13 protein-coding genes are annotated in these 16,664 nt (G+C 48.4%); 9 read left to right on the top strand and 4 right to left on the bottom strand.

All coding sequences use genetic code 11. From position 1 onward, the window contains the following. Positions 1 to 74: 74 nt before the first annotated feature. Positions 75 to 302, top strand: coding sequence for a hypothetical protein (locus FCL45_RS03540; protein WP_136797616.1), 228 nt, complete (start codon positions 75 to 77; stop codon positions 300 to 302). Positions 303 to 422: 120 nt separating this feature from the next. Here FCL45_RS03540 and FCL45_RS03545 read toward each other — a convergent pair whose 3' ends face one another. Continuing rightward, on the bottom strand, positions 423 to 1,238 hold the full coding sequence (locus FCL45_RS03545) for an HD-GYP domain-containing protein (protein WP_228721437.1): 816 nt from the start codon (positions 1,236 to 1,238) through the stop codon (positions 423 to 425). A 623-nt stretch (positions 1,239 to 1,861) separates the two neighbouring features. Here FCL45_RS03545 and FCL45_RS03550 point away from each other — a divergent pair. After that, positions 1,862 to 3,946: a PAS domain S-box protein gene (locus FCL45_RS03550; protein ID WP_136797612.1), complete on the top strand. Its 2,085-nt coding sequence runs from the start codon at positions 1,862 to 1,864 to the stop codon at positions 3,944 to 3,946. Positions 3,947 to 4,111: 165 nt separating this feature from the next. Here FCL45_RS03550 and FCL45_RS03555 read toward each other — a convergent pair whose 3' ends face one another. Continuing rightward, positions 4,112 to 5,032: a homocysteine S-methyltransferase family protein gene (locus FCL45_RS03555; RefSeq protein ID WP_136797610.1), complete on the bottom strand. Its 921-nt coding sequence runs from the start codon at positions 5,030 to 5,032 to the stop codon at positions 4,112 to 4,114. Between the two features lie 393 nt (positions 5,033 to 5,425). Between FCL45_RS03555 and FCL45_RS03560 the strand changes: the two genes are divergently transcribed. After that, a complete protein-coding gene (locus FCL45_RS03560) occupies positions 5,426 to 5,749 on the top strand; it encodes a hypothetical protein (protein WP_176359995.1) in 324 nt (107 codons plus the stop codon). A gap of 152 nt (positions 5,750 to 5,901) precedes the next feature. On the opposite strand, the gene hcp is transcribed toward FCL45_RS03560, so the two are convergent. Both hcp and FCL45_RS03570 read right to left on the bottom strand, forming a co-directional pair. Further along, positions 5,902 to 7,575, bottom strand: a complete 1,674-nt coding sequence (hcp, locus tag FCL45_RS03565; RefSeq protein ID WP_136797634.1) for a hydroxylamine reductase — start codon at positions 7,573 to 7,575, stop codon at positions 5,902 to 5,904. Between the two features lie 830 nt (positions 7,576 to 8,405). Continuing rightward, on the bottom strand, positions 8,406 to 9,383 hold the full coding sequence (locus FCL45_RS03570) for a LysR family transcriptional regulator (RefSeq protein WP_136797607.1): 978 nt from the start codon (positions 9,381 to 9,383) through the stop codon (positions 8,406 to 8,408). A 1,008-nt stretch (positions 9,384 to 10,391) separates the two neighbouring features. On the opposite strand from FCL45_RS03570, the gene FCL45_RS03575 reads away from it, so the two are divergent. The 6 genes from FCL45_RS03575 (at position 10,392) to FCL45_RS03600 (ending at position 16,644) form a co-directional block, all read left to right on the top strand. After that, complete coding sequence (locus FCL45_RS03575) at positions 10,392 to 11,030, top strand: PHP-associated domain-containing protein (RefSeq protein WP_136797605.1); 639 nt, start codon at positions 10,392 to 10,394, stop codon at positions 11,028 to 11,030. 9 nt (positions 11,031 to 11,039) lie between these two features. Further along, positions 11,040 to 11,558, top strand: a complete 519-nt coding sequence (locus FCL45_RS03580; protein ID WP_136797603.1) for an ATP-binding protein — start codon at positions 11,040 to 11,042, stop codon at positions 11,556 to 11,558. Positions 11,559 to 11,616: 58 nt separating this feature from the next. Continuing rightward, entirely contained in the window at positions 11,617 to 13,092 is a 1,476-nt protein-coding gene (locus tag FCL45_RS03585) for an ATP-binding protein (protein WP_136797602.1), read from the top strand. After that, positions 13,092 to 14,450, top strand: coding sequence for a sigma-54-dependent transcriptional regulator (locus FCL45_RS03590; RefSeq protein WP_136797600.1), 1,359 nt, complete (start codon positions 13,092 to 13,094; stop codon positions 14,448 to 14,450). Before FCL45_RS03585 ends, FCL45_RS03590 begins: the two co-directional genes overlap by 1 nt. A gap of 193 nt (positions 14,451 to 14,643) precedes the next feature. Next, positions 14,644 to 15,840, top strand: a complete 1,197-nt coding sequence (locus FCL45_RS03595; RefSeq protein ID WP_167495775.1) for a response regulator — start codon at positions 14,644 to 14,646, stop codon at positions 15,838 to 15,840. Between the two features lie 201 nt (positions 15,841 to 16,041). Next, positions 16,042 to 16,644 carry a CIA30 family protein gene (locus FCL45_RS03600; protein ID WP_217907656.1) on the top strand — a complete coding sequence of 201 codons (603 nt, stop codon included), beginning with the start codon at positions 16,042 to 16,044 and terminating at the stop codon, positions 16,642 to 16,644. Positions 16,645 to 16,664: the final 20 nt, after the last annotated feature.

The following is a 16,664-nucleotide window of genomic DNA, read 5'->3' on the forward strand; positions in this document are numbered from 1 at the left end:
AGCTGGCCGAGCGATTGGCCGCATTCCTCAAGCAGATTGCGAGAAATAGGGGACATCCTCATCCATGATAAGTATTGTCCCGAATTGAATTTGAGCGCAAACTCATAAAGCTGGAAGAAGAACTGGAAAAAGAGCGCAAGAAGTTGAGAAGAGAGGCCGAACGAGAACACAAACCGGAAAAGATCGCTGAAAAACGGCGCAAGCTTCAGAGGAAGGTCGATAAAGCCTACCGGAAATTTGACGAAAAGATGGATAAGGAAATCCGTCGCTACCAAGAAAAGAGAAGGGAAATTACCTGCTGAAGTCGTTGTTTTCCCGTCTTCTGGCACCAGGGTCGCAGACATTGCTTCCCTGGTGCCCCCTCCTGATACAAAGGGTCAGACCATACGATATAAACGGGCAAGACCTGTCGACTATCCAGCTCAAGCCAATCCTCTGCTTATTTCGGCATAGCCTTTGAGGTGGGAATAATTATCCAGGAAGATCTTGACCATCCGTGGGTCGAAATGTTGACCGCTTCCCTGTCTGATCTGGTCCAGCACCCGTTCTTCCGGCCAGGCCTTTTTGTACACCCTCGGATGAATCAGCGCATCCCACACATCGATCACCGCAAAAATCCGTGCCTCAAGGGGAATCTCGTCACCTTTCAAACCCTGCGGGTAACCGCTGCCATCCCATTTTTCATGGTGGCAATAGGGAATGTTCAGGCTGGGAGCAAGAAAGTCAATTTCTGAGAGAATATCGTGTGCTATCTGGGGATGGGTAATCATTTCCGCCCATTCCTGCTCAGTGAGCTTGCCCGACTTGATCAGGATTTCATCGGGGATACCGATCTTGCCGATATCGTGTAAAAAGGCACCCCGCTCGATGTGCTTGAGCTCTGCATCGTGGAAATTTCCGGCAAGTTTGGCCATCTCCAGGGTCATGCTGGTTACCCGTTCGGTATGATCCTTGGCCTCCTTATGACGTAAGTCCATCACCCGCACCCAGCCGGCGATGGTCTGCTCGTAACTCTCCACCAATTTAGAGTTCAACTTGGTGATGTGGTTGATATCCCTTCGGATCAGTAAAAACAACAGGATGCCGGTTACCGCGATGAACAGCGAGCCCTTGATCGACTGGGCGGAGGTGATGAGTTCCTTTTTAAAAAAGATGAGATCGACCACAGCGTCCGACAGGAATATCCAGAGCAAACCAATGACCAGGTATATGGCAACAATTCGGTGTTGAGGTCCCACAATCACTCCTTGGTTCCGTCTAACAAGATTAGGGCATGGATAATCACTCAATTACAACATAATGGAGACAGCCTGAAGACGGATTCATATCCATTAAAGTATAATAAATTCCATTGGTGTTCAAATCCAGCCGGATATTGTCTCAACAGCAGACCTCAAACCTTTCCGGGTTGGTGCGTGCCGTAACCTGGGCGGCAAAATGAAGTGGAAAAAACGCTGGGCAAAGTCTGTACCATGCTTCTGCTTCTGGCGCCGGCGGGTGGCCTTTTCGGGGATAGTCGTAAATTGCAGTCCGGTGAAAAATGTTTAACTTCCAGCAATGGTATTTTGAGATGCACCTGCAGAGTATTCTCCATCAATAATTCAGTAACAATTGAAGCTTAATAGGAATGTATGGATATTGATTGTCGAATCCCGGCGTTTGGAGACAATACCATGTCGCAACACAGCAACAATGGTTTGAAAGCTGCTTATTTTTCTCATCACATTGTCAGAATCATCTGGTGATATAAAGTTCGTGCAGTGCCGAATCCGCTTGCTGGCTCAATTGACAGAGTTGATATTGCCAAGAGCAGTCCAGGGTGAAATCGGATGAACGATTCAAATTCAACCAAGTGTAAACATTGAGTACTACAATCACTTCTCATTCCGCTCGTGATGAATATTTCTACCTCCTGGAAAATTTGGATAAAGTAGAGAGAGCACTGCGGAAGTCCGAGGATTTTGAGGACACAATCGGCGAAGTACTGGATACCTTACTCTCCATTTTTGAAAGTGATCGAGCCTGGCTGCTTTACCCCTGTGATCCGGCAACTCCCACCTGGAGTGTGCCGATGGAAAGGACGCGGGAAGGCTATCCCGGAGCATTGCAGAGAGGGAAAGAGATCCCCACCCAGCCAGATGTGAGAAATGTATTCGAAGCTGCATTAAATTCTGAGGATCCGGTGTCGTATGACAGCGCGTCGAAACGCCAAGTGCCGAATTATGTGGCGAAACAGTATGATGTCAAGTCACAGATAACCACTGCCATTATCCCCAAAATTGGCAAACCCTGGCTGTTGGGAATGCATCAGTGTTCCCACGAACGGATCTGGACCCCAAAAGATAAACAGCTTTTTCAAGAGGTAGGCCGGAGGCTGGCCGATGCCTTGAATACTCTTCTTGCCCTTCGTCACTTAAAGGAGAGCGAGGAGAAATATCGGTTGCTGGTGGAAAACCAGACGGATCTCGTGGTCAAGGTTGACTTGGAGGGCAGGTTTCATTTCGTCAGCCATTCGTATTGTGAGATGTTCGGCAAGGAAGAGGGCGAGCTACTGGGGCAGCAGTTCATGCCTATGGTGCATGAAGGCGACCGAGAGCAGACTGCGAAAGCGATGGAGGCACTTTGGGTTCCGCCCCATACAGCCTATATGGAACAACGGGCTATGACCAAGGATGGCTGGCGGTGGCTGGCGTGGGTTGACACTGCGGTTTTGGATGAAGGTGGTGAGGTGCAGTCAATAATCGGGGTCGGCCGGGATATTACGGCCCAGAAAGAAGCCGAAGAGGAGCAAAGGAAACTGCAGGATAAGCTTTTGCAGGCTGAAAAGCTGGAATCTATCGGTCGACTGGCCGGGGGAGTCGCGCACGACTTTAACAATATGCTAGGAGCCATTCTCGGCTATTCAGAACTGGCGCTCAGCGAGGTCAAGCCTGGTACCAAACTGCACCAACACTTGTTGCAGATTCATAAGGCGTCGGAACGTTCGATCGATTTAACACGGCAGCTGCTCGGTTTTGCCCGTAAACAGACCTTTTCTCCCAAACCGCTCAAGGTAAACGATACCATCCAGGGGGGGCTTAAGATCCTCACCCGCCTCATCGGTGAGGAGATCGAGCTGATCTGGGCACCCGGGTCCGATAATTGGCAGGTCAGGGCTGATCCGGGCCAGATCGACCAGATTATGGCCAATCTTTTAATCAATGGCCGAGATGCAATCAACGGCATCGGCAAGATCATCATCTCCACCGAGGGCGTTGACCTGCAAAAGGGTGATTGCCGGAACCGGCCAGCCGTCAAGCCCGGCCAATATGTCTGTATCTCCGTAAAAGATAATGGCGCCGGCATTGACGTGGAAACGTTGCCCCACGTTTTTGATCCGTTCTATACCACCAAGCCGGTGGGCGAGGGGACAGGCCTTGGGTTGGCCACGGTCTACGGGATTGTAATGCAGAATGATGGCTTTATCGAGGTGGAAAGCGAACCCGGGGCCGGCACCACCTTTCTCGTTTACCTCCCGCGATACCTGGGATGCGACTCGGCTGAGATAATGGTTCCCGAAAAGGATGAATCATATAAGGGGCAGGAGGTGATCATGGTGGTGGAGGATGATCCGCTCATCCTTGAGTTAGCGTGCAACGTGCTTACCGGACTGGGCTATGAGTGTTTGCCGGCCAATAAGCCCTCGGAGGCCCTGTATATAGCGGAAACGCATGCCGGCCCGATTGATCTGCTGCTTACCGATGTGGTTATGCCGGAGATGAACGGCCGTGAGCTCTCCAAGCGATTTCTCTCCCTACACCCCGGCAGCAAGTGTCTGTTTATGTCCGGCTACGACTCCGATGTCGTCGCCCATCGGGGGATTCTGGACCAGGAGATCAATTTTATCCAAAAACCCTTTTCCATAAATGAATTGGCCAATAAATTGCGGGAGATCTTCTCCAAATAGCCGACAATCAGGTTCCCTCTGTCAGCTTGCACTTTTGTCTCTGCTCCGATTCAGGTGGCAACTGTCCCGAGTGCCGGCTGGGATCGGAGCAAAGTGGCTTGAGCTGGGCGCCAGTTTTGTTGTCGCAGAGTCACACTGCAGGGAGCATGAAAAGCGCAACGCCGGTCAGGCCTTTTTTTTCAACTTCCCATGGAGGGCCTCGATGTGTTCCGGGCCGATGCCGCAGCAGCCCCCTATGATCGTCGCGCCCAACCGGCACCACTCCTCAGCGAATGCGAGATAGCCGGCCGGGTCAAGCTCCTGGCGGATCTCCAGGATAGCGGTATTTGCCTGAGCATCTTGTAGTTGCGGCGGGAAGGCGTTAGCGTAAGCGCCGATCGGCCTGGTCAGGCCGAGGCGCTGCAATTCACGGGAGGTGGCCGTAATTGCCGGGGGCATGACTTCAGGTTGGCTGCAGTTAAAGAGGATGGCCCCGGCGCCACGCTCTGCCGCTACTCGTACCGCCTCCACCACAGTCTCCCCCGAGCGCAATCGGGGCGTGGCATCTTCTGCTTGATCGCTCTCGAGAAGGGTATAGGCCGCCCAGAGTGGCCGATTATCGTGGCGAAGTACGCTGGCAACCACCTCGAACTCTGCGATTGAACTCAGGGTCTCGGCCAGCCAGAGATCGACATAGGGGCTGAGCGCCTCAACAAGCACAGCCGATAGCGATTGCGCCCGTTCCGCGACAAAGAGGTCGGGCAGGTACGAGCCGAACAGTGGCGGCAAGGAGCCGGCCACGCGGCAGCCGAACTTGGTGGCGGCTTCAAAGGCCAGCTGTCCCGAGAGTGCGGCCAGCCTGGCGCCATCTTGGGCAAACCGTTCCTCACCGATATGGAACGGCACCACGGCGTAACTGTTGGTGGTCAGGATCTCACTACCGGCGGCGGCAAACTGCTCATGGGCTTCGCGTACCATCTCCGGTGCCTCCATCAGTGCCAGTGCCGACCATTCGGGTTGCTGAAACGGTGCGCCCATTGCCTTGAGCTGCCGGCCCATGCCGCCGTCGAGCAGGGTGATTCCAGAGGTGGAGGTGGTCTCGATCATGTCTGATTATCCTTGTTGGTGGGAGAAGGGGCGTCGCCCATGTAGGCACTCCCATTGTGTTAAAGCGTCCCATCGCCTCCAGGGCGATTTTGATGCCTGCGGTTTCTACCTGGTTACCTCACTTGACTGTTGCCCCGGAGGGTGCCTGGCTTACAATATTATCACACATTGTTCTCTGTCGAGGACAGTTGAAATTCTTCCCTGATGAGTGAACCAAATCCCCCCAGAGGTGTCTAATGAAACGAAAAATTGTGTTGCTGGCAACAGCGAAACAAGAAGAGTTACCCGACGTTCAATATATTGGTTACAAAGTCGTCCATCACATGGGGGCGGTTCCGCTCAAGCGTTATTCAGCAGGATACGTATCTTCTCCCTTGTCAGCGTTATATCGAGATGAATCCAGTCCGTGCCGGAATGGTGAAACATCCTGGGGACTACAGGTGGTCGAGCTATAGGGTTAACGGGCAAGGTGATCCGTCGAAACTGCTCACGCAGCATCCGATCTATAATGACCTTGAGCTAAATTTTAAAGAACGTCTATCGGCGTACAGAGAACTGTTCAGGCATGAGTTGGAGCCCGGTGAGATCGATAAAATTCGGAAAGCGACCAACGGGAATTTTGTTTCAGGCACAAGCCGTTTTCAGGAGGAAGTGGGAGCCATACTTGATCGTCGGGTTACTCCCGGGCGAGCCGGCCGGCCGAGAAAAAGAATGTGAAGAAACAGGAAACGTGGTCTGCCCCGTGTCCCGCGAATTGTTTCCTATCATCCAATGTATTTTCTGCAGCATGAACCGAAGGCCCTCTCAGAAAGAAGGCCTTCGGTTAAGATGTTTTTACTGCAAATAAACGTGATAGAAATGAACCCGCATTAATTACCTGCCATCATGGCTGCAACATCCTCACGGGGGGTCGTTATAGCTTTGAGGTCAAATTTTTCAATCAGAACTTTAGCAATGCCTGGAGACAAGAAGCCAGGCAGTGTTGGACCAACTCGAATCCCTTTTACTCCTAATGACAGCAGTGCCAGTAGCACCAGAACCGCTTTTTGTTCATACCAGGCGATATCAAAAGATAGAGGTAGGTCATTAATGTCATCGAGTTCAAATGCTTTTTGCAGTTCCATGGCAATGACAGCGAGAGAGTAGGAGTCGTTGCATTGACCAGCATCGAGAACCCTCGGGATGTCTCCTATATCTCCCAAATCCAGTTTATTGTATTTGAATTTGGCACAACCTGCGGTCAAAATGACTGTATCTGCCGGTAAAGCCTTGGCCACATCAGTATAATAGCTGCGACTTTTATGACGACCATCACATCCTCCCATGACGATAAAGCGTTTTATTGCACGGGATTTTACCGCTTCAATCACTTTATCTGCCAGGGCAAGTACTTGACTGTGAGCAAATCCTCCGGTTATCTGGCCTGTTTCAGTTTCCTTTGGCGGAGGGCATGCTTTTGCCATTTCAATAATGGCTGAGAAATCTTTCTGGCCTCCCTCTGGCCGATCTGGAATATGGGAAACTCCCTCATAACCGACAGCCCCGGTGGTAAACATCTTGTCTTTGTAATCTACCCCCTTGGGTGGTACCAGGCAGTTTGAGGTGAATAAAGTGGGACCATTAAAGTTGGCAATATCTTCTTTCTGCAGCCACCAGGCATTGCCGTAATTACCATGCAGATGCGGGTATTTCTTTAACTTCGGATAATAGTTGGCAGGCAGCATCTCACTATGGGTATAGATATCGACCCCCTGTTCTTGCGTCTGTTCCAGCAACTCCTCTAAATCCACCAAATCGTGTCCAGTGACCAGAATTCCCGGGTTACTGCCGACCCCAATATTAACTTGAGTTATTTCAGGGGCCCCGTAAGCTTGTGTATTCGCCTCATCGAGTAAGGCCATTGTCTTCACACCGACTTGGCCAGTTTTTACAACAAGATCAAACAAATCCTCCTGTGACATGTTTTTGTCCACTAATGCGGCAAGAGCCTCCATAAGGAATTCAAAGATTTCTCTACATGACTTGTTAATTTGGTAAGCATGCTCTGCATAGGCAGACATCCCTTTCAATCCGTATAAGATTGTTGCCTTCAGAGAACGCTCATCCTCATTCTCAATCTCCAGCCAGCCACCGGTCCCACTTTCTGCTTTGGATGTAATTTCGTTCTCATCGGCGGGAACCCAAGTGGCACATTCCGGTACGGGCTTGGCAAAATCCTGACCATGTTTCTGGCTGAATGCCTTGAGGTAGGAAGCTTTCAGCTCTTCTCTGATTTTGAGACTTTCTTTTATGGAACGTATGAAGAAATCACGGTCAAAATTGGCGTTGGTAATTGTTGCAAAAAGACCCTTGTCGATAAAAAAACCTGCTTTTTCGTTGTATATATCAAACTCTTTTGCCTTGTGTCCCCAGAACGAAATCCCTTTCAAGCACCAGATGAATAGATCCTGCAGGTTGGCGACTTCTGCTGTTTTCCCACACATCCCCTGCTTCGCCGAGCATCCAACATTCTTCATTGTCTCTTGGCATTGGTGACAAAACATGGCCATAATCCATCCCCCTGTTATAGTTGTTGATTGGCGTAGGTCTATTAATCGTTCCCAGATCAGTTAAAATACAGACAAAACCCCGAATAAGTTCTAACGAGTTATCCTGAAAGAATAGCACTTTTGGCCAATATATTTCAAATTTCAAGCGGCTGTTAAAGGGTATCTAATCTTTACAGGTTACCATTCAGCAGGATACGTACCTTCTCACTTGTCAGCGCCATATCGAGATGAATCCAGTCGGTGCCGGAATGGTGAAACATCCTGGGGAGTGCAGGTGGTCGAGCTATAGGGTTAATGGGCAAGGTGATCCGTCATAACTGCTCACACAGCATCCGAACCATAATGACCTGGGCCAAAAGTCCAAAGAACGTTTATCGGCGTACAGAGAACTGTTCAAGCATGAGATGGAGCTTGGTGAGATCTATAAAATACGGAAAGCGACCAACTGCAATTGTGACATAAACCAGGGTGAAACCTTCTCGAGGTGTAGCAAAACAGCCAACACAGATGCTCCATTATCACCTCTTTCCAAATATAGGTATTCATTACTACGGGGCAAAATTTGCACGACCGGACCAGCGCCCATTACGCACTTTCAAAGTTCTGCGGACTAAAGACAGACTGTTACAACCATGTCACCAATAGTTTGCTTCTGTTCAGCTATATTGGCGCTAGTGTCTGCCAGGATAAAAACGGCGTATACCAGCGCAGCCCTAAACTGTAATTTCCTACAAGTCAGGACAGTAACCGATATAAGATATTTGGTTATTTGCCGGTATAGGTGTGCTTACATGAAGCGTAAAACAATATCGGTATGGCCAACATCATGGCACGTCCAAAGAGCCCTTTAGGGAAGCATTATTTACATATTTATCGAGTAGCACCTGATTGCGTATATTAGCTTTCCGCTCCAGATCTCTTACGATCCCAATATACTTTTCCGCAACCGGTGACAGTGCCCGGTCCCGAAGGTACATAAATCCATATTCTGTTACCAGCCACGGTGCCAGATACGGCAATACAGAGAGTTGACCGTTTTCGAGTTCACTTTCGATCTGCAACGGTACTGCCACCCCGAATGCATCGCTTTCAAGCACAATCTGCTTGGCACTGGAGAAATTTTCCACTTCCAGTGACGGAAGCACATAATCCTGATTCTCAACCTGGTACAGTTTGCCGGGCATAAGAGAAGCAATTTGCTTCGGTACTTTCGTAAACACGAGCGGATAAGGCGTAAAATCTGCCCCGATCAAATCCTCTTTTTTCAGTAATGGGTGATTTGAACGACAGAAGAACACCCCCTGATGTTTTCCCAGGGATTGAACTTCCAGGTATTCATTCTCTTTTGCTCTGCTTATTTCTGTAAGCCCGAGATCAATACCCTTCGTCAGAATCAACCTTTCAATCTCAATATAGTCATGAACCAGGGCTTTACCTTTCAGCTCCGGGTACTCAGATATCAGTATACCTAAAGCCTGATATGCAGAAATTTGTGAAAAATAGCACCCCAATGCCACCGTCAGCGCCCCGGTGCCAAGTCCTTTGATGAGCTGAATTTCCCGCTCAAGCTCTGAAAGTTCTATGGAAATGCTATTTATATATTTTTTCAAAACCTCACCATAAACAGTTATCGAGACCCCGCTTGGATGCCTGTGGAAAAGCTGCACTCCAAGAGAATGTTCCAGGTTGGCAATGCTTCTGGAAAATGCCGGCCTAGATATGTTTTGAGTCAGGGCGGCCTTCCTGAAAGAACCATGCTCAATAAGGGCGTTTGCGTGAATAAGTTGATGAATTTTTATCATGGATTGCCTGCGGGAAATAATAAGCAGATTCACATCGGGCGGAGAAACACAAGGGTGCAACGAATATACACCTGTTGCTCTCGTTTCGTTGACCTTCACTTATCTGAAATGTATCGGAATATGAAATTACATGATGCTGCTGGGAGCTAATCCAAACGGTCTGACCTATTTTATAGGTCAGATTTCTAATATATTAATCGCACTTATATTATTAAATCTCTCTGCATGTTAGGTGCGGCGAATATCTACTATGATCACGGGAAATACGCAACGAATAAATTTAAATATTTTCCACTACAAAACAGATAATTAGCGGCCTCACCTTTCGCTTTCTGAGGCTTACTTTTTAGTAAAGAAATTAATAGTCATTTACTTTACCGGAAAGACTTCAGGCAAAATACACACAGATGTGATCACTGTCGCTGCAGTTCATTCATTTCCAAGAGTCAGCCCTTGATCAACAACGGTGAATCAAAATAGAATGGGTATGCTCTAACCAGCCATTACAGGCGTAGATGATAGACAAATAATCGGAGCAACCCGGTGCAAAAAAGGTTCACGACGTATTCAATCATTGCACTTGATTTTCATTCCTTGGCAAATTAATTACATACCACACCGCAGGATATCTAACAGATAACATTAGAACTTCTGTCAAAAAGATACGTATTGCCCTATTTAATCATTTGGCGACACAGATCGTTTTCATCAGTTTTGTGCACGTGCCTTAGGTGAAACGAGGTCGATGGGTATAGATGAGAAAGATATCATCACAGCCCTATCACGCTATCAGACGCTGTAAAAATAGCTTACCCCGCTAAAATCCCATGGTCATTAATAAGTCAGCAAGCGCTCTGCAAACGTTTGCATACGAACGAATTCGTCCTTTACAGAATACGGAGTCCAAGCCCCTCGGATTACAATTCATCGTTATCAGTACCATTACTTTTTTATACTTGAATACGACATGCTCATTCATCCTCCAACCCTTTTTCTGATGATCCGATTATGACAGCAAACAAGGACAACCACTGCTTCTCAATTGATATGCATGTCCACACCTCACGCTATTCAGAGTGTGCCGAGTCACTTGACCCTCGTCAGATTGACAGCTATGCGATGAGAGCCGGTCTCCACGCTGTGGTCATCACCGAACACAACACCATGTGGGGAAATAATGAAATCAAGGAACTCCAAGCGCAGATGAGTTCGATTCTTCTCTTTAACGGTATTGAAGTTACCACGAATGGTGGGCACCATCTAGTGATCCTGGGGGTGGATGAAAACACCCCTTTACCAAAGGGTATAAGCTGCAGTGATGCCATCTCCACGGCCCATGAGCAGGGTGGGGTTGCCATACTTGCGCATCCCTACCGAAATGGCCTGCCCCCGCTGCATACCATTGAGATGGTTGATGCCGTAGAGATTGCCTCTACTTCGCTATCAAGAAAAGAGACCGACCTCTCTTGTCACCTGGCGCAGTTTCTGGGCAAACAAGCAATCGGATGCAGTGATGCCCATGCCCTGACCAGAATTGGCTGGTCCTATACCCAGTTCCCCTGTTCCCCACGCGACACCAGCCACCTGTGCCAGATGATCAGACAAGGTTTAGGCAATCCGGTGATGCCGAAGCGATGTTTCAACTGAGGTTCCCATATGTTTCAGGATAACCTGACCAGAGACGCCATAACGCGACAACTCCATCCAGTCATTTCAACTTTTGAAGAAGAGGTGATCCCGCAACAGGTCAAACTGCTGCCCAATAATCGGTACACCACTGATTACGCCTGGATGTATTCTTTTGAAAAAAAACTTAAATACCGGATTCAGAGGTTACTCGGACGAAAGTTAGTACCCAGGCGGGAAAGAATTCTCTTCGGACCTGGGGGAGTTGTCTCTGAGGCGATATCGAACGCTTTCGTCCACGGTCATCAAAAAGACCGATACATGCCAATCCGGGTATGGGCCACAGTGTCAAAGAAAGGTTTGGGCTTCTCTATCGTGGACATGGGAAGCGGCTTTGACATTGCGGAAGTTCAGCAGACGTACAGCAATGGCCGGCAGTTCTTTAACATTGCCGGCAATGGTTTTTCTCTGTTTCACCAATCCAGCGATTTTACCGCCTGCTACCAAATGTACGGTAAGGAACTCTGCATTATTTACCCGCTTAGGTAAAGCAGGTTCCCCCCACTCCGGGTCGGATTACAATAACTCTTCCTGCGTGAGATAAGCCATGGGCAAGAAAAAGGAAATTTTCATCATTAGTAGCGACCCCAAGATAACAGTGCTCCTGGAAAACTATCTTGTCCAGGAGGGCCATCAGGTCCGTAATGCGCAGGACGCCTTTGCGGCGCTCGGCCTGTTGAAGGATTACCAGCCGCAAATTATCTATATTGACCAAACAATTCCCGAATTAGGCGGTGAGAGGCTGGCGCTGATGATACGGGAAATCCCGCGGTTAAAGTCATGCTATATCGTCATTCTGTCAGTTCCATCTGCTGAAAAGAGGCTGAACCTGGAAGCCATTGGTGCCGATTGCGCTATTGTCAAAGGACCATTCAGCGCTATGTCAGAAGACATTGCTAAAACCCTGTGCGAGGCGGAATCCCCCACTTCCACCGTCCCTACCCTCGAGGGATATGGTGGTTTGGACCCAACACAGATCACCCAAGAATTGTTGAGTCAGAACAAGCACCTTGAATCCCTTCTTGAGTGCATATCAGAAGGTATAATTGAGATTGAACGAGGACGTATTCTTTATGCGAATAAATCGGCCATAGCGTTCCTGCGCACCACAAGAGAATCCCTGGTAGGCTCATCTATCGATGAACTTCCGGATACTCAAGCGCGCGATATTCTCAACCCCCCTAAAGTATCATGCGCCCAATCAGGGCGCGAGAAAGCAAACAGTTTCATCGCCAATATCTTCGATAAGCAGCTCCTGGTGAACGGGCTCGATCTTTTCTCAGAGAAAAGAATAGTTTTACTCACCGACATTACAGAAAGAAAGCGGATGGAGGCCATTGTCGAGGCAACAAACCTCACCCAAAACCTGGGGTATATCTTCTCCGGGATCAGGCATGAAATCGGTAATCCGGTGAACTCAATTAAAATGGCCCTCACCGTTTTGCAAAAAAATCTCGCCATCTATGATCGGCACAAGACTGCTGAATTCATCAATCGTTCCCTTGAGGAGGTTACCCGGCTCGAATACCTGCTTCGGGCTTTGAAGAACTACAGTCTTTTTGAAAAACCGGTGATCCAGCAAACCTCAATTGAACAGTTTTTCCGGAGCATTCTCCCTCTGGTTAAAGAAGACCTGGAAAATAAAGGTATCAGGGTCTGGACCGATATACAGAAAGACGACCTGACAGCCATGACCGACAGCCGTGCCCTTCACCACGTTCTTTTAAATCTCATAACCAACGCTGCCGATGCAGTCACAGGCAAAGAGGCACCTTACATAACTCTCTCGGCTAAAGAGAAATCGGGCAAAATTGTTATCAAGGTTGATGACAACGGTTGCGGCATTGCCAAAGAGGATTTCGCCAATATTTTTACTCCGTTTTTCACCTCCAAACCGCAGGGAACAGGTCTTGGCCTGGCCATTGTCGAGAAGATGCTGAAGAGCATGAAGGGGCAGATAGAGATCGATTCAATTCGCGATTTCGGCACCACCGTTACCGTAACCTTACCCGAGGGAACCTGATGGGTGCTTTTAAAAAAAAATCGTTACTTATCATTGATGACAACCAGCTCTTCGTTGATAGTCTCAAGCAATATCTCGCCAGCGGCAATTACGAAATTTTCACAGCCCACGGCGTAAAAGATGGTGAACGAATCTGTCTCAGCAGGAAAGTCGATGTCGTGTTGCTGGACCAGAAACTGCCAGATGGAAACGGTAGTGATCTTTGCAGAACACTTTTAAGTAAAAACGATTGTATAAAAATCATTTTTATCACCGCCTTTCCTAATCTTGATGGTGCCGTAAACGCCTTGCGAAATGGTGCTTGTGATTATCTCACCAAGCCCATGGAACTTGATGAAGTGGTTTCGAGCATTAACAGGGCCTTCAGATCCCTTGAATTGGAGACGGTCGGGCAGATCCAGAACGACAAGGAGAACCTTGATAGTGAGAACGAACTCATAGGGGAAGACAGCAGCTTAAGTGAAATTCGTTACATCATCCAACTCGCAGCACTCAATAAAGTGCCGGTATTGATCAGCGGAGAAACAGGAACAGGCAAAGGCATCGTTGCCAGAGCCATCCATTACAGCAAAAAAAACAGAAAAAGCAGCTTTGTAGGGGTCAACTGCGCCGCTTTGCCGGAAAACCTGATAGAAGCCGAGTTGTTCGGCTATGAAAAAGGCGCTTTTACCAGTGCAGAATCCGCCAAAAAAGGTGTTTTCGAACTTGCCGACGGCGGTACCCTTTTCCTTGATGAAATTGGCGAACTGCCATTGCACTTGCAGTCTAAAATGCTGGGGGTGCTGGATGATCACAGAGTCAAAAGGCTGGGCGGGGAATTATCCAAGACTGTCTCAGTGCAAGTAATCGCCGCCACCAACAGAAATCTGGAAGAAGCTGCCCGGCAGAACAGTTTCAGGCAGGATCTTTATTATCGCCTTTCCGTTCTCCCTATCCATATGCCCCCACTGCGAAAAAGAAGAGATGATATTGAAGCGCTCTGTCATCATTTCATTAAACATTCTGCCGTCAATCCAAATGTAACTCTGGGTGAGAACGAGATAGAGCAACTCAAGGGCTACCCATGGCCAGGCAACATAAGGGAGTTAAAAAATGTAATAGAACGCGCTTTGATTTTTCAAAGAGCCGGTCAAATCTTTCCATCTGAGCTACTCAGCAATCACGTTCGCAACCTTCCATCAGAAGAACCGGCCAAGTTCCCCCTCGTCACTTTGGAGGAAATGGAAAAAGAGCATATCACAAGTTCGTTGATGACACTGGATCATAATCACACCCAAACTGCAAAAGCTCTGGGCATCTCTCGCTCTACCCTCCTGAGAAAAATGAAAAAATATAACATAGAGTTTGCTGCATCATAATGAGACACTGCCCCAAAACAGGTCACTCTATTTGCTACACCTGTCCGCGCCCCTGCCACCCAGGGCATTATATCCACCTGTAGTTCTGCCCTTATAGCTATTGCGAGTTGTCTGGAACAGTTTATGCATAATGATTCCAGCAACATGCAACTTATTTTCATCCAGATTAATCCATTTTTCTCTTTTTGCGGCTATGGGCTCTACAAAAACCATTTTGATTGTTGATGATGAAGCAAGACTGCTTGAGTCGGTACATGCAGGGCTGAAAGAACATGAAGATCGCCTTGAAGTCATTACCGCGCAAAACGGCAGAGAGGCGGTCGAGATCCTGAAATCAATCCAGGTTCACCTCGTTGTAACCGACATTAAAATGCCCGAGCTGGATGGTTTTGAACTTTTAGCCCATATTTCAGGCAAATACCCCAGTATCCCCGTAATAGTGATGACTGCTTTCAACACTCCGGAAATTGAGCAAAAACTTCTGGAATCAAGCAGACTGAAGCTCCTCGAAAAACCTCTTGATATTGATGAGCTTGCCAATTCCATCTTCGAAGGACTCAAACAGTCAAAAGAGGAAGGAGCGCTTACCGGCATATCATTACCGAGTTTCCTCCAGCTCATTGAAACAGAAAAAAAGACCTGCATCATCGAAGTCACTTCAAATGGTACGAGTGGATATATCTATTTCAACCAGGGTGTACTTTTCTCCGCAGTTTACAACGAACTGAAAGGAGACGAGGCGATATATGCGATGCTCCTGTTTGATGAGGTTGAAATCCGGATAAAGAGAAACGTGAAACGGAAATTCAAAAAAACTGTTGAAGGTCCGTTGATGGCTTTTTTAATGGAAGGACTACGGAGAAAGGATGAGGCTTCAGGCGACTATGAAAAAAGCGACTCTCCCCCGGTAGCCGGTTTTAGCGACAACGAAGAGGATCGACTGGAAAATACACCGACATCAATAAATGTTACACTAACCAAAGAAGGAGACAACCAAATGACTGATATTAAAAACGCCTTGTCAAGACTTGCAGATGTTGAAGGCTTCATGGCCGTGGGAATCTTTACCCCTAATGGCGAAATGGCTGCCGAGTTAAACAACTCAGGACTGAAAATAGCTGAACTTGGCTCCATGGCCAATGACGTACTGCTGAAGGCGCAGAAATCAACGGAGATGATGGGAGTAGGCCGTGGCCAGCTTGTTCATATCAACGCCCCGAAAGCCCAGATTTTGGCGAGATGTTACAACGAGAACACAGACTTCAGTATGACCGAAGCAGGTAAAGCTCATCTGCATTTGGTCCTGGTGCTGTCTGAAAGCGGCAACCTGGCTATGGCCAAAATGAAGCTGGAGTCCGTCATTCACGAATGCGCGGAATCTTTGCGTTAATACCGGCAAGAAGTGACTGCTTCAAGGGGCTGCCTCCAAATCGGGGGCGGCCCTTTTTGGTTTAGGCTGTGAAGAGTAAACAGGGGACATCCATGATTGTTTAAAAGGATAATTCCTTTACCAGGTATATAGTTTCATCATCTTCATGCAACATGATTATAGTTTTTTGCAATCAAAGATGACATGAGTGGATGAGATTATATGCAACCCCTTATTATTATTCTCGCACTACAATGGGCCATGCTTCTTTGCATGGTGCAGCCTGTCCTCGCGGCACAAAAGAGTTCTCTACCCAGTGACACAGAAATGGTTCTATTCGACTTTGAAAATCCGGTTGACCTGCAGGATTGGCTGGTGGTGAATGATGGCGTGATGGGCGGATTATCGCGGGGGGAAATTATCAGAACCGACTCGGGCACCGCAGTGTTCCAGGGAATCCTCTCGCTCGAGAACAACGGTGGGTTCTCCTCGACCCGCACGCTGCATCTTCCCTACAGACTGGATGGCTTCGACGGCATCGTCCTGCGTGTCCGGGGCGACGGCAACACCTATCAGTTTAGGCTGCGGCTCGACGGCAGTTTCGACGGCGTCGCCTATCGCTACAAGTTCCAGACTGAAGCCGACAAGTGGACGACGGTCGAGGTTCCTTTCAGCGAGTGTGTTCCTGTCTTCCGAGGACGCAAGCTGAGCGGCGTGGACCCGGTCTCACCAGAGAAGATCCAGCAGATCGGCTTTCTCATTTCTGAAAAACAGGTTGGACCATTCAGGCTCGAGGTTGACCTGATCAGCGCCTATCGGCGCTGATCACCACATCGGCCCGCCTC

The organism is Desulfosediminicola ganghwensis (assembly GCF_005116675.2).
In the GTDB taxonomy this organism is placed as follows: domain Bacteria; phylum Desulfobacterota; class Desulfobulbia; order Desulfobulbales; family Desulfocapsaceae; genus Desulfopila; species Desulfopila ganghwensis.

Bases quoted from the DNA above. Each gene is read 5' to 3' on its own strand.
- FCL45_RS03600 (WP_217907656.1), top strand. From the start codon at position 16,042: ATGCAACCCCTTATTATTATTCTCGCACTACAATGGGCCATGCTTCTT.
- FCL45_RS03585 (WP_136797602.1), top strand. From the start codon at position 11,617: ATGGGCAAGAAAAAGGAAATTTTCATCATTAGTAGCGACCCCAAGATA.
- hcp (WP_136797634.1), bottom strand. From the start codon at position 7,575: ATGTTTTGTCACCAATGCCAAGAGACAATGAAGAATGTTGGATGCTCG.
- FCL45_RS03590 (WP_136797600.1), top strand. From the start codon at position 13,092: ATGGGTGCTTTTAAAAAAAAATCGTTACTTATCATTGATGACAACCAG.
- FCL45_RS03575 (WP_136797605.1), top strand. From the start codon at position 10,392: ATGACAGCAAACAAGGACAACCACTGCTTCTCAATTGATATGCATGTC.
- FCL45_RS03555 (WP_136797610.1), bottom strand. From the start codon at position 5,032: ATGATCGAGACCACCTCCACCTCTGGAATCACCCTGCTCGACGGCGGC.
- FCL45_RS03570 (WP_136797607.1), bottom strand. From the start codon at position 9,383: ATGATAAAAATTCATCAACTTATTCACGCAAACGCCCTTATTGAGCAT.
- FCL45_RS03580 (WP_136797603.1), top strand. From the start codon at position 11,040: ATGTTTCAGGATAACCTGACCAGAGACGCCATAACGCGACAACTCCAT.
- FCL45_RS03595 (WP_167495775.1), top strand. From the start codon at position 14,644: ATGGGCTCTACAAAAACCATTTTGATTGTTGATGATGAAGCAAGACTG.
- FCL45_RS03560 (WP_176359995.1), top strand. From the start codon at position 5,426: ATGAATCCAGTCCGTGCCGGAATGGTGAAACATCCTGGGGACTACAGG.